The sequence below is a fragment of the Mesorhizobium sp. M0227 genome (assembly GCF_040321855.1).
GTDB lineage: Bacteria > Pseudomonadota > Alphaproteobacteria > Rhizobiales > Rhizobiaceae > Mesorhizobium.
This window is the reverse complement of the sequence record NZ_JAMYSJ010000007.1, coordinates 266,058-277,161: the sequence shown is the minus strand read 5'-3', so window position 1 is coordinate 277,161 and position 11,104 is coordinate 266,058. Positions and strand designations below refer to the sequence as shown.

11 protein-coding genes are annotated in these 11,104 nt (G+C 63.9%); 2 read left to right on the top strand and 9 right to left on the bottom strand.

Annotated features, from left to right (window positions below):
* Positions 1 to 229 precede the first annotated feature (229 nt).
* Genes NKJ00_RS12925 through bcoG form a run of 6 tightly spaced genes read right to left on the bottom strand, consistent with a single transcriptional unit; the run spans position 230 to position 6,923 of the window.
* The gene (locus tag NKJ00_RS12925) at positions 230 to 1,012 is read right to left on the bottom strand and encodes a carnitinyl-CoA dehydratase (RefSeq protein ID WP_352611634.1); all 783 of its coding nucleotides are present in this window, start codon (positions 1,010 to 1,012) and stop codon (positions 230 to 232) included.
* Positions 1,005 to 3,083, bottom strand: coding sequence for an acetate--CoA ligase family protein (locus NKJ00_RS12920; protein ID WP_352611633.1), 2,079 nt, complete (start codon positions 3,081 to 3,083; stop codon positions 1,005 to 1,007). Before NKJ00_RS12920 ends, NKJ00_RS12925 begins: the two co-directional genes overlap by 8 nt.
* Positions 3,084 to 3,086: 3 nt before the next feature.
* The gene (locus tag NKJ00_RS12915) at positions 3,087 to 4,250 is read right to left on the bottom strand and encodes an acyl-CoA dehydrogenase family protein (protein ID WP_352440490.1); all 1,164 of its coding nucleotides are present in this window, start codon (positions 4,248 to 4,250) and stop codon (positions 3,087 to 3,089) included.
* A gap of 3 nt (positions 4,251 to 4,253) precedes the next feature.
* Positions 4,254 to 5,357, bottom strand: coding sequence for a carnitine 3-dehydrogenase (locus NKJ00_RS12910; protein WP_127322329.1), 1,104 nt, complete (start codon positions 5,355 to 5,357; stop codon positions 4,254 to 4,256).
* Positions 5,354 to 5,983: an HD domain-containing protein gene (locus NKJ00_RS12905; protein ID WP_352554621.1), complete on the bottom strand. Its 630-nt coding sequence runs from the start codon at positions 5,981 to 5,983 to the stop codon at positions 5,354 to 5,356. Before NKJ00_RS12905 ends, NKJ00_RS12910 begins: the two co-directional genes overlap by 4 nt.
* A 22-nt stretch (positions 5,984 to 6,005) precedes the next feature.
* A complete protein-coding gene (bcoG, locus tag NKJ00_RS12900) occupies positions 6,006 to 6,923 on the bottom strand; it encodes a 3-dehydrocarnitine:acetyl-CoA trimethylamine transferase BcoG (protein WP_127808248.1) in 918 nt (305 codons plus the stop codon).
* Between the two features lie 77 nt (positions 6,924 to 7,000).
* On the opposite strand from bcoG, the gene NKJ00_RS12895 reads away from it, so the two are divergent.
* Positions 7,001 to 7,981, top strand: a complete 981-nt coding sequence (locus NKJ00_RS12895; protein ID WP_352629931.1) for a GlxA family transcriptional regulator — start codon at positions 7,001 to 7,003, stop codon at positions 7,979 to 7,981.
* 46 nt (positions 7,982 to 8,027) lie between these two features.
* Here the strand turns inward: NKJ00_RS12895 and NKJ00_RS12890 are convergent, their stop codons facing one another.
* From NKJ00_RS12890 to xylA, 3 genes are all read right to left on the bottom strand, one after another.
* Positions 8,028 to 8,237: a hypothetical protein gene (locus NKJ00_RS12890; protein WP_352629929.1), complete on the bottom strand. Its 210-nt coding sequence runs from the start codon at positions 8,235 to 8,237 to the stop codon at positions 8,028 to 8,030.
* 177 nt (positions 8,238 to 8,414) lie between these two features.
* Positions 8,415 to 8,891, bottom strand: a complete 477-nt coding sequence (locus NKJ00_RS12885) for a GNAT family N-acetyltransferase (protein WP_352629927.1) — start codon at positions 8,889 to 8,891, stop codon at positions 8,415 to 8,417.
* A gap of 248 nt (positions 8,892 to 9,139) precedes the next feature.
* On the bottom strand, positions 9,140 to 10,465 hold the full coding sequence (xylA, locus tag NKJ00_RS12880; RefSeq protein WP_352554617.1) for a xylose isomerase: 1,326 nt from the start codon (positions 10,463 to 10,465) through the stop codon (positions 9,140 to 9,142).
* 112 nt (positions 10,466 to 10,577) lie between these two features.
* Between xylA and NKJ00_RS12875 the strand changes: the two genes are divergently transcribed.
* A complete protein-coding gene (locus tag NKJ00_RS12875; protein WP_063169801.1) occupies positions 10,578 to 10,940 on the top strand; it encodes a nuclear transport factor 2 family protein in 363 nt (120 codons plus the stop codon).
* The last annotated feature ends 164 nt before the right edge of the window (positions 10,941 to 11,104 follow it).

The following is an 11,104-nucleotide window of genomic DNA, read 5'->3' as shown; positions in this document are numbered from 1 at the left end:
GGCATCGCGAACCTCCCGGCGCAAAGCACGCCAAACTGTTCGCGATGTCCTCGCACACCTGTTCGCGATGTCTCCGGTCCAAACAGGGGGGAGATTGGCAGTTTCGATCGCGGTGCTCTTCTTGCAGCGTCGACTATTGGCGAAAGCAGAAACGACGTCCGATCTCCCCCCTTGCGGGGGAGATGCCCGGCAGGGCAGAGGGGGGTGTGACGGAACGCCATCGTTCCTACTACTTCCCCTTCCAAACCGGCTCACGCTTCTCCGCAAAAGCGCGAAAACCTTCCATGCCGTCTTCGGAGCCATAGAGTGCATCGACCGTCGCCAACTGGCGCCGCGTCACCCTGTTCATCGCATCCTGGAAGGTCAGCGCCTCGGCCACGCGCGCCGTCTCCTTGATCGCGGCAAACACCAGCGGCGGGCCGCCAGCCAGCAGCCGGGCGATCTCCCAGACGCGATCTTCCAGCCTTTCCTTGGGCAGCACCTCGTTGACCAGGCCCCAGCGATGCGCCTCGGCGACATCCATCCAGCGGCCGGTGAGCAGAAGGTCCATGGCGACATGGTAGGGGATGCGCTTCGGCAGTTTGATCGTCGCCGCGTCGGCCAGCGTACCGGCGCGGATCTCGGGCAGCGCGAAGGAGGAATGATCGGAGGCGTAGATGAGGTCGCAGGACAGCGCCAGCTCGAAGCCGCCTCCGACCGCCATGCCGTTGACGCAAGCGATGACCGGCTTGTTGAGGTCGCGCAATTCCTGTAGCCCGGCAAAACCGCCGACGCCATAGTCGCCGTCGACCGCATCGCCGCCTGCAGCGGCCTTCAAATCCCAGCCGGCGCAGAAGAACTTGTCGCCTGCGGTCTTGACGATGGCGACGCGCAATTCCGGATCGTCTCGGAATGCCTTGAAGGTCTCGCCCATCAGCCGAGAGGTCTTCAGGTCGATGGCGTTGGCCTTGGGCCGGTCGAGGGTGACTTCGAGGATGGTGCCCTCGCGGCGGGTCGAAATGACGTCAGACATTCGTGTTCTCTCCCAGCACCAGCAGCGCGTCGGCGATCCAGGCGCCCTTGCCCTCTGCACAGACGATCAGCGGGTTGATGTCGAGTTCCTCGATCTCACCGGCATTCTGCTGCACGAAGGCGGCAATGCCCGAAATGGCATCGATGGCAGCCGCGACATCGGCTTTCGGCCGGCCGCGATAGCCTTCGAGCAGCGGGAACAGTTTCAGGCCGCGCAGCGCCGCCTCGATATCGTCGCGGGTCGCCGGCAGCATGAGCGTAACGCTGTCGCGCAATAGCTCGACCAGCACGCCGCCGGTGCCGAGCGTCATCACCGCGCCGAACATAGGGTCGCGGGTGAAGCCGACGATGAGTTCGGCGACGCCGTCGCGCACCATGCGCTCGACATAGAGCCCGGTGCCGAGTGGCAAGAGGTCATGCGCTGCGGTGCTGACGGATTCGGCATCCCTGAGATTGAGCCTGACGGCGCCAACTTCGGATTTGTGGCTGACGCCGAGCGCCTTCAGCGCCACCGGGAAGCCAAGCGCCATGGAAGAGATCACCGCCTCGACCGCATTGGCGGCGCGTTCGCCCTTCGGCACCGGCAGGCCGGCCTTGATCAGCCGTGACTTCGCCTCGGCCTCATCGGGCGTGACGTGGTCGCCGCCAGGCGCACCGGATGCGGACGTGTCGATCGGCTGCGCCTGCGGTTCAGCCCAAGCCCAGCCGATGAAGGCCGCCGCCCCGGCGGCATCCATGGCTTCCGAAATGCCGAACAACGGCACCATGCCGCGCGCCATCAACTCGGCCGTGTATTCCTCCGGCAGGTTCTCCGGCAACGAGGAGACGATCGCGCCATGCGCCTTGTTGGTCTTCAGCGCCGATTCGAAGGCGCGCAGCGTCGTCCACCAGTCGGTGACCGAGCAGCGGTCGGGGCGCGGAAAATCGAGCACCAGCATGTTGAGGTCGAAGCCGCCCGACACCATGGCGGTGAAGGTGGCGGTCATCGCCGGCTCGTTGTTCCAGATGAAGGTGTGATAGTCCAAGGGATTGGCGACCGCGACCAGCGGCCCGAGCGTCGATTTGACATGGGCGCGGTGGCTGTCGATCAGCACAGGGAAATTGACCCAGCGCCCTTCGGCGCTGTCGGCCATGACGGAGGCCTCGCCGCCGGAGCAGCTCATCGACGACAGCCTATAGCCTGGCAGCGGGCCGGTGATGTGCAGCAGCTTCAGCGCCTCGATGAAGGCGGGGATCGAATCGACTCTCGCAATGCCGAGCCGCCGCAGGAACGCACCCGAGGCCGCGTCCGAGCCGGCCAGCGAGGCGGTATGCGAGACAGTCGCCTGCCTGGCCTGTTCGGAACGGCCGACCTTCATGGCGATGATCGGCTTCTTCAGCTCGCGCGCCCGTGCCGCCAGCCGCTCGAAGCCGGCTACCGAATCGAAAGCCTCGATATGCAGGCCGAGCGACGTGACCCGCTCGTCCTCGATCAGGCCGAGCGCCATTTCGGACAGGCCGGTCTGCGCCTGGTTGCCGGCGGTCATCAGGAAGGCGATCGGCAGGCCGCGCCTTTGCATCGTCATGTTGATGGCGATGTTGGAGGACTGGGTGATGATGGCGACGCCCTTGCCGCCCTCGGCCAGTCTTATCCCGCCATGCTGGTCGGGCCACAGAAGCGCGCCGTCGGCATAATTGATCAGGCCGTAGCAATTCGGCCCGATGATCGGCATCGAGCCGGCCGCCCCGACCAGCTCGGCCTGCAGCCGCTCGCCGTCGTCGTCATAGGCCTCGGTTTCGAGGAAGCCGGCGGCAAAGCAGACGGCGCCGCCGGCGCCGCGTTCGGCCAGCGCCTTGACCACCTCTATGGTCAAATGCCGGTTGACGCCGACAAAGGCGGCGTCCGGCGCGGCCGGCAGGTCGGCGACCGAGCGATAGGCCTTGCGGCCGGCGACCTCGTCCTTGGTCGGATGCACCGGCCAGATCTCGCCGGCAAAGCCCATCTTGATCGATTGGGCGACGACGGCCGCGGCCTGCGCACCGCCGAACACGGCAACCGATTTCGGCCGCAGGAGACGCTCAAGTTTATGCATATGTTATGCCCCAAACGGACGCAGCAGCGCCCGTGAAATGATGTGGCGCTGGATTTCCGACGTGCCCTCCCAGATGCGCTCGACGCGCGCGTCGCGCCAGATGCGCTCCAGCGGCAAATCGTCCATCAGCCCCATGCCGCCATGGATCTGGATCGCTTCATCGGCAACGTATGCAAGCATTTCGGTGGCCTTCAGCTTGGCCATGGCCATGTCCTGATCGGTGACGGTGCCCTGATCGTACTTCCAGCCGGCTTCGAACACCATCAGGTCGGCGGCCTTCAGTTCGGTCGCCATGTCGGCGAGTTTGAACGACACGCCCTGGAATTTGCCGATCTGCTGGCCGAACTGCTGGCGTTGTGCTGCGTATTCCACGGCATGACCAAGCGCTCGTTCGGCACGGCCGAGGCAAGTGGCGCCGACCTGCAGGCGGGTGGCGCCGAGCCATGAATTGGCGACGTCGAACCCTTTGTGGACTTCGCCCAACACTTGGGCGGCGGGAAGCCGGCAATCGTCGAATTCGAGGATGGCGTTGGTGTAGCCGCGATGCGAGACGTTGCGGTAGCCATCGCGGACGGTGAAGCCTTTGGTGCCCTTGTCGACGAAGAAGGCGGTGATCTTCTTGCGCTTGCCGCGCGGCGAATCCTCTTCGCCTGAGGCCATGAAAACGATGGCAAAGTCGGCGAGGTCGGCGTGGGAGATAAAATGCTTGGTGCCGTTCAGCACCCAGTCGTCGCCGTCCTGCACGGCGGTCGCCTTCATGCCGCGCAGGTCGGAGCCGGCGCCCGGCTCGGTCATCGCCAGGCAGTCCCATTTCTCGCCGCGGATGCAGGGGAACAGATACTTCTCGCGCTGCTCGGGCGTGCCGGCCAAGAGGATGTTGGAGGGCCGCGCCACGCAGGTCCAGTGCAGCGCATAGTTGGCGCGGCCGAGTTCCTTTTCGTAGAGCAGCCAGGTCACCGTATCCAGGCCAGCGCCGCCGACATCGGCCGGCATGTTGGCGGCATAGAGCCCGGCTTCGATCGCCTTGACCTTGATCTCCTCGATCAGGTCGCGGCGCAGCACGCCGGTGCGCTCGACCTCGCGCTCATGCGGGTATAGCTCGTTCTCGACGAACGCCTTCGTCGTCTCGACGATGAGCCTCTGTTCTTCCGACAGCCCGAAATCCATGCTTCAGCCCTTCTTCTTGCCGGTCTTTTTCTTCGGCTTCTCGGCTTTTTTCACCGGCTTCAACGCCTTGGCCTTCTCGGCCGCCTTGGAGGCCGTGGGCTTCTTCGCCGCCAGTTTGGCCAACTGCCTAGTATAGTCCTTGTGCAGGGCGCCAGCGCCCCAGCCCTTGCCTTTGTTCTGCTTCGACAGCGCGTCCATGATGGCGACCAGATTATCGTCGCGGATCTTTTCCAGTTCGCGGATCGACAGGCCATGCGCCTGGTCGTCCGACTGCGTGGCGATCAGGTCGACCAACTCGTCGTTGAACTCCGGCACATCCATCAGCTTGGTCCATGGCCATTTCAGGCAGGGCCCGAACTGCGCCATGAAGTGGCGCATGCCGGCCTCGCCGCCGGCGACGCGATAGACCTGGAACATGCCCATCTGCGCCCAGCGCAGGCCGAAGCCGTAGCGCATGATGTCGTCGAGTTCCTCGACCGTGCAGATGCCGTCCTTGATCAGCCACAGCGCCTCGCGCCATGCCGCTTCGAGCAGGCGGTCGCCGACGAAGGCCTCGATCTCCTTGCGGATCACCACCGGCTTCATGCCGATCGAGGCATACATTTCCTTGGCGACCTCGATCGCCTCTGGGAAGGTCTGTTCGCCGCCGACGATCTCGACCAGCGGCAAGAGGTAAACGGGGTTGAACGGATGCCCGACGACCAGCCGCTCCGGGTGCTTCTTCATCGCCACCTGCATGTCGGTCGGCTTGATGCCCGAGGTCGAGGAGCCGACAATGGCGTTGGCCGGCGCATGGGTATCGATCTCGGCCAGCACGCGGTGCTTGAGGTCAAGCCGCTCCGGCACGCTCTCCTGGATGAAGTCGGCATCGGCGACCGCCTCGGCGATGGTCTTGGCGAAGGTCAGCTTGCCCTCCTTGGGCAGGCCGCCGGGCACCATCTGCTTGTAGGCGCGCCGCGCGCCCTTCATCACTTCGCCGACCTTGCGCGATGCCTCGGGATCGGGATCGAAGATCGACACGTCGATGCCGTTGAGCAGCAGGCGCGCCACCCAGCCGGCGCCGATGACGCCGCCACCGATGGCGGCTGCCTTGTTGATGATGCTCATGCGGAAGCTCCGGCTCTTGTCGTGGCTGTTGCGGGATCGATGAGCGGCACGCGTTCGCCGGCGCGGATCACGGACGGGTCGTAGGCCTTGCGGGCAAAGACTTCGAGCACGAAGGGCCGGAACAATTCGATCGGCAGCGTGTCATAGTCGGGGTCGAAGCTCGACTGGTCCCAGCGTTCGCAAAACTGGTCGCAATCGTCGAAATAGGCGTGGCCGGCAAAGCGGTCGCGCGCATGGCGGTTACCGCCCAGATGATGGGCATAGTAGAGCCGCTGGAAGTCGCCATGCTTTTCCACCACCCAGGTGCATTGTTCGCGCACGAAGGGTTTCAGGATCGAAGCGGCATATTCGTCGTGATTGTATGGCGCGTAAATGTCGCCGATGTCGTGCAGCAGCGCGCAGGCGATCCAGTCGGTGTCGGCGCCGTCGCGCCAGGCACGCGTCGCCGCCTGCAGCGAATGGCCGAGCCGGGTGATCTTGTAGCCCGACAGGCCCGCGTCGAGCTGGACCAGCGCATCGAGCAGCCGCTCGCCGGTCCTTGCCGCATAGTCGATCTCATGCGCGGTCAGGAACTCGTAGTCGTCCCGGTCGCCATCCTTCATCGCGGTGAATTTTACGGTAGTCATGCCGCCCCTCCCGATGAATAAGTTATGCCGCGATCGGCGCCCGCTTGGTGAGGTTGAGCTTTTGCCGCACCTCTTCCGGCCCAAGAATCCTGGCGCCCAGATTGGTGACGATGCTGGCGGCACGCTCGACCAGCTGAGCATTGGTCGCCAGCACGCCCTTGTCGAGCCACAGATTGTCTTCGAGACCTACCCGGACATTGCCACCGGCCAGCACCGCCGCCGCGGCATAGGCCATCTGGTTGCGGCCGATGGCGAAGGCCGACCAGTTCCAGGTGGACGGGACATTGTTGACCATGGCCATGAAGGTGTTGAGGTCGTCAGGCGCACCCCACGGCACGCCCATGCAGAGCTGCACCAGCGCATCCGGGTTCAGCACCTTTTCCTCGACCAGTTGCTTGGCGAACCACAGATGGCCGGTGTCGAAGGCCTCGATCTCCGGCTTGACGCCGAGCGCCGTCATCATGCCGCCCATGGCGCGCAGCATGCCGGGCGTGTTGGTCATGACATAATCGGCTTCGGCGAAATTCATGGTGCCGCAGTCGAGCGTGCAGATTTCCGGCAGGCACTGGCGCACATGTTCCATGCGGTTGGTGGCGCCGCCCATGTCGGTGCCTTTTTCGTTGAGCGGCAGCGGCGCTTCCGGCGATCCGAACACCATGTCGCCGCCCATGCCGGCGGTCAGGTTCAGGATGACGTCGACTTCTGCCTCGCGGATGCGCTCGGTCACTTCGCGGTAGAGATGCACGTCGCGCCTCGGCTTGCCGGTTTCAGGGTCACGCACATGGCAGTGGACGATGGCAGCGCCCGCCTTGGCCGCATCAATGGCCGAATCCGCGATCTGCTTGGGCGAGCGCGGCACATGCGGGCTGCGGTCCTGCGACCCACCGGATCCCGTCACGGCACAGGTAATGAAAACCTCACGGTTCATCGCAAGCGGCATGGAACTCTCCTCCGATAGAAACAGACCACAACAATGCCCGACTTGCCGGAAACTGTTTTGCGTTTTACGAAGCTTCCATGACGAAAAGCGAAAAGCCAACGATCTTTCGTGCCGAGCGCCTGCCGCTCAAGGTGACGCTGCTGGTGTTTTCCGGCTCGTCCATCATGTGCGTGGCCTCAGCCGTCGATCCGCTGCGCGCCGCCAACCGTATCGCCGGCGAGACCTTGTTCGATTTCAAGCTGGTCTCCGTCACTGGCGAGGCTCCGGTCACCACATGCGGCCTGCCGGTGGCGGTCAGTGGCCGTTTCGACGCGGGCGAGCCGACCGACGTCCTTGTCGTCGTCGCCGGCTTCGGCACCCAGAATTATGCAACCTCGGCTCTGTTGTCCGGACTGCGCCGGGCTGCGCGTACGGCCCGCGCGTGCGGCGGTGTCGAGGCCGGCACCTGGCTGGTGGCGCGCGCCGGCCTGCTGGAAGGGCGCAGCGCCACCACCCATTGGGAGGACATGGAGGATTTTTCCTCGGCCTTCCCCGGCGTCGACGTGCGTCCGGACCGCTACGTCATAGACGGGCCGGTGTTCACGTCGGGCGGCGCGTCGCCGACCTTCGACCTGATGCTGCATCTCATTCGCACGCGGCTGGGCATGGCCGTCGCGCTCGATGTCGCCAGCGTCTTCATCTATGACCAGGCGCGTGCCGCGACCGACGCCCAGCCACTGGTCTCGCTTGGCCGGCTCGACGGCTACGATCCGCGGCTGGCGCAAGCCATCCGGCTTATGGAATCGCATGTCGACCAGCCGCTCACCATAGAAGCGGTGGCAAAACGTGCCGGGGTGACGGCACGGACGCTGGAAAGCATCTTTCGCAAGTCGATCGGCGAGACGCCAGGCGCCTATTATCTCAGGCTGCGCCTGGGTGCTGCCCGCCGGCTGGTGGTCGACACCAGAGTGGCGATGGCCGACATTGCCGGGCGGACCGGATTTTCGTCCGCCGCGGCATTTTCTAGGGCGTTTTCAAGGGCTTTCGGTGAAGCGCCGGTCAGGCTGCGCCGGGGCTGAGTGCAGGTCGACCGAAAGGACGACCATATGCACAAAATCGGAAAGATCAGGCCGCGTCCTGACGGCCGCTGCCGCCATCGATCTGCGAGCGCATCTGTTTAGCAAGGTGGGTCTCAAAACGGCTGGCGACGGCGCGGTCCCACTCGTTCGAGCGGCGCGTGCCATCCTTCGGATGCGGCATTGCCATCAGTCTATCGATGATCGATCCGGCCTCGCCAGGTGAGAGCAGGGCGTCGATTTCACGTTCGTTCTGCATATCGGTTCGCCTCCTTCTTCCTCTCCCGCCACGAGCCAGTCTTATACGAGATTCGTGACGGCAGTTTGAAGGCAAGAGCGAGGTCATTGAAGGGCGTCGAAGGGCAAAACCATGTCGCGGGACCGGGCCATGCGCAAAGCTGTTCCTGCGCCTTGGCAGGTCAGGTCAAGGAGAAATCTACAGCCGCTTTTCGAACAGCACCGTGGTGAAGCCACTGTCCCATTCGTCGTCTGGATAGCGGTTTTTTTCGATATAGCCGACCGCCTTGTAGAGTGCTTGTGCGGGCAGGTTGAACGTGTCGGTTTCCAGCCGGGCCTGCGCCAATCCGGCGGCGCCGATCGCCTGTTCGGCATGGGAAAGCAGCTTGCGGCCGACACCTTGGCCTTGACGGGACGCCATGACGTGCAGGGCCTCGATGAAATCCGCGCGCCAATGGATCAGGCCGGCGACCTCGCCATCGATCTCGGCAACGGCGAATTCAGGCCAGCTCTGGTCGACATAGCGCCCGCCAATATCCGTCTCGACATAGCGCCGCGCCGCTGCTTCGGTGATGTTCGGCAGCCATGTGCCTTCGAAGGTTTCATGCAGCACCTGCTTCAACGCCGGAATATCGCTCGCCTGCGCCGGGCGCACGATGATTCGATCGTCTGCCATTTTCCGTCTCCCGCCAATGCATGTCGCCCAAAAGCGCACAGCGATTTTGGGCGACATGCATAAAATAAAGGCTGCCGCACGGGCCCTCTTTCGGCGACACGCGTGGCATCTTGATCACACGCTGGCTGCCGAAGATCTGTGCGATCCTCGGCAGCCTCTCGCGAAGTGGGCTGACTAGCAGATGGCGATGGCGGCGGCTTTCAGCCAGTGGTGCCGGATGTCGGCCCAGAGATGGAGCGGCGCTCGCCTTACACGTAGCGGTTGACGATATTTTCCAGCAGTTCCTGGCGGCCGGACCTCGGCTGCGGCTCGATCTTCTTCTTGACGACACGCTCGGCGATATCCTCAAGCGTACGCTTGCCGGCGAGCATCGCCTTGCCCTCGGCCGTGTTCCAGCCGGCATAACGTTCGGCCAGCGGCGCTGACAGCGCCTTGTCCTCGACCATGCGGGCCGCGGCTTTCAGGCCGCGTGCGCAAGAATCCATGCCGCCGATATGGCCGATCAGCAGGTCCTGCGGATCGAGCGATTGGCGGCGCAGCTTGGCGTCGAAATTGGTGCCGCCGGTCTTGAACCCGCCGGCCTGCAAGACGTGGTAGTAGGCCAGCGCCATTTCCGGCACGTTGTTGGGGAACTGGTCGGTGTCCCAGCCCGACTGGTAGTCGTTGCGGTTCATATCGATCGAACCGAAAATGCCGAGCGCGTTGGCCAGAGCCAGTTCGTGCTCGAAGGAATGGCCGGCCAGGATGGCGTGGCCCTGCTCGATATTGACCTTGACCTCCTTCTCCAGCCCGAAGCGCTTGAGGAAGCCGTAGACCGTGGCGACATCGTAATCGTACTGATGCTTGGTCGGCTCCTGCGGCTTCGGCTCGATCAGGATCGTGCCCTTGAAACCGATCTTGTGCTTGTAGTCGACGACCATGCTGAGGAACCGGCCGGCCTGTTCCTGCTCGCGCGCGAGGTCGGTGTTGAGCAGCGTCTCATAGCCTTCGCGCCCGCCCCACAGCACGTAGTTTTCGCCCTTCAGCCGCTTGGTGACGTCGATGCAGCTTTTTACCGTCGCCGCCGCGTAGGCAAAGACATCCGGATCGGGATTGGTGGCCGCACCCGACATGAAGCGGCGATTGGAGAACAGATTGGCGGTGCCCCAAAGCAGCTTGACGCCGGTCTGCTTCATCTTCCCCGCGAAGTAATCGGCGATCTCGTCGAGGCGCGCGGCACTTTCGGAAAAATCCTTGCCCTCCGGCCGCACATCGGCGTCATGGAAGCAGAAATAGGGCGCGCCGAGCAGCGAGAACATCTCGAAGGCGACGTCCGCTTTCAGTTTTGCCAGCTCCATCGTGTCGGTGCCGCCTGCCTTGGGAAACCACGGCCGGTCGAAGGTCTGGCCGCCGAACGGATCGCCGCCCGGCCAGGCAAAGGAGTGCCAGTAGGCGACGGCGAAGCGCAGATGGTCTTCCAGCCGTTTGCCGGCGACGACCTCGTCGGGATTGTAGAACCTATAGGCCAGCGGATTGGTCGAATCCGGCCCTTCATATTTGATTTTCTTGATGTCGCCGAAAAATCCGCTGCTCATGATTTCTGTCCTCTCACAAAGTTCTGCCGCCATTACCTCAGGCGTAATTGGTTTCAGGCCAGCGCTGGTCGAAAAGGGTCATGTCAAAACCGTCAAATGAAGGAGACAGACCATGACCGACCTCACCAAGATCGCTGAAAACTACATCACCGCCTGGAACGAAAGCGATGCCGGCCGCCGGGCCGAATTGCTCAAGGCGACCTTCACGGAAGACGTCAGCTATCGTGATCCGCTCATGCAGGGCGACGGCCATGAAGGCGTCGCGGCTCTGATCGACGGCGTGCAGCAGCGCTTTGCCGGCTTCCGGTTCTCGCTGAAGGGCACGCCGGACGGTTTTGCCGACAAGATCCGCTTCTCGTGGAATCTCGGACCTGAGGGGACGCCTTCGGTGATCGAAGGTACCGACATCGGAATCATCGAGAACGGCCGCCTGAAGAGCGTCACCGGCTTTCTCGACAAGGTGCCGGCGCAGTGAGGACTTCTGGGGCAGGCGGGCGTGAAGCGCCCCCCTCTGGCCTGCCGGCCATCTCCCCCGCAAGGGGGGAGATTGGCGGGCATCCGCGCCTTCGCCTATTAGCCACGTTGCAAGACTGGCGCCGCCGTCAAAGCTGCTGATCTCCCCCCTTGCGGGGGAGATGC

Excerpts from the sequence above, each read along its gene's own strand:
- NKJ00_RS12890 (WP_352629929.1), bottom strand. The coding sequence starts at position 8,237 with ATGCAGAACGAACGTGAAATCGACGCCCTGCTCTCACCTGGCGAGGCC.
- NKJ00_RS12910 (WP_127322329.1), bottom strand. The coding sequence starts at position 5,357 with ATGAGCATCATCAACAAGGCAGCCGCCATCGGTGGCGGCGTCATCGGC.
- NKJ00_RS12885 (WP_352629927.1), bottom strand. The coding sequence starts at position 8,891 with ATGGCAGACGATCGAATCATCGTGCGCCCGGCGCAGGCGAGCGATATT.
- bcoG (WP_127808248.1), bottom strand. The coding sequence starts at position 6,923 with ATGCCGCTTGCGATGAACCGTGAGGTTTTCATTACCTGTGCCGTGACG.
- NKJ00_RS12915 (WP_352440490.1), bottom strand. The coding sequence starts at position 4,250 with ATGGATTTCGGGCTGTCGGAAGAACAGAGGCTCATCGTCGAGACGACG.
- NKJ00_RS12875 (WP_063169801.1), top strand. The coding sequence starts at position 10,578 with ATGACCGACCTCACCAAGATCGCTGAAAACTACATCACCGCCTGGAAC.
- NKJ00_RS12895 (WP_352629931.1), top strand. The coding sequence starts at position 7,001 with ATGACGAAAAGCGAAAAGCCAACGATCTTTCGTGCCGAGCGCCTGCCG.
- NKJ00_RS12925 (WP_352611634.1), bottom strand. The coding sequence starts at position 1,012 with ATGTCTGACGTCATTTCGACCCGCCGCGAGGGCACCATCCTCGAAGTC.
- NKJ00_RS12920 (WP_352611633.1), bottom strand. The coding sequence starts at position 3,083 with ATGCATAAACTTGAGCGTCTCCTGCGGCCGAAATCGGTTGCCGTGTTC.
- xylA (WP_352554617.1), bottom strand. The coding sequence starts at position 10,465 with ATGAGCAGCGGATTTTTCGGCGACATCAAGAAAATCAAATATGAAGGG.
- NKJ00_RS12905 (WP_352554621.1), bottom strand. The coding sequence starts at position 5,983 with ATGACTACCGTAAAATTCACCGCGATGAAGGATGGCGACCGGGACGAC.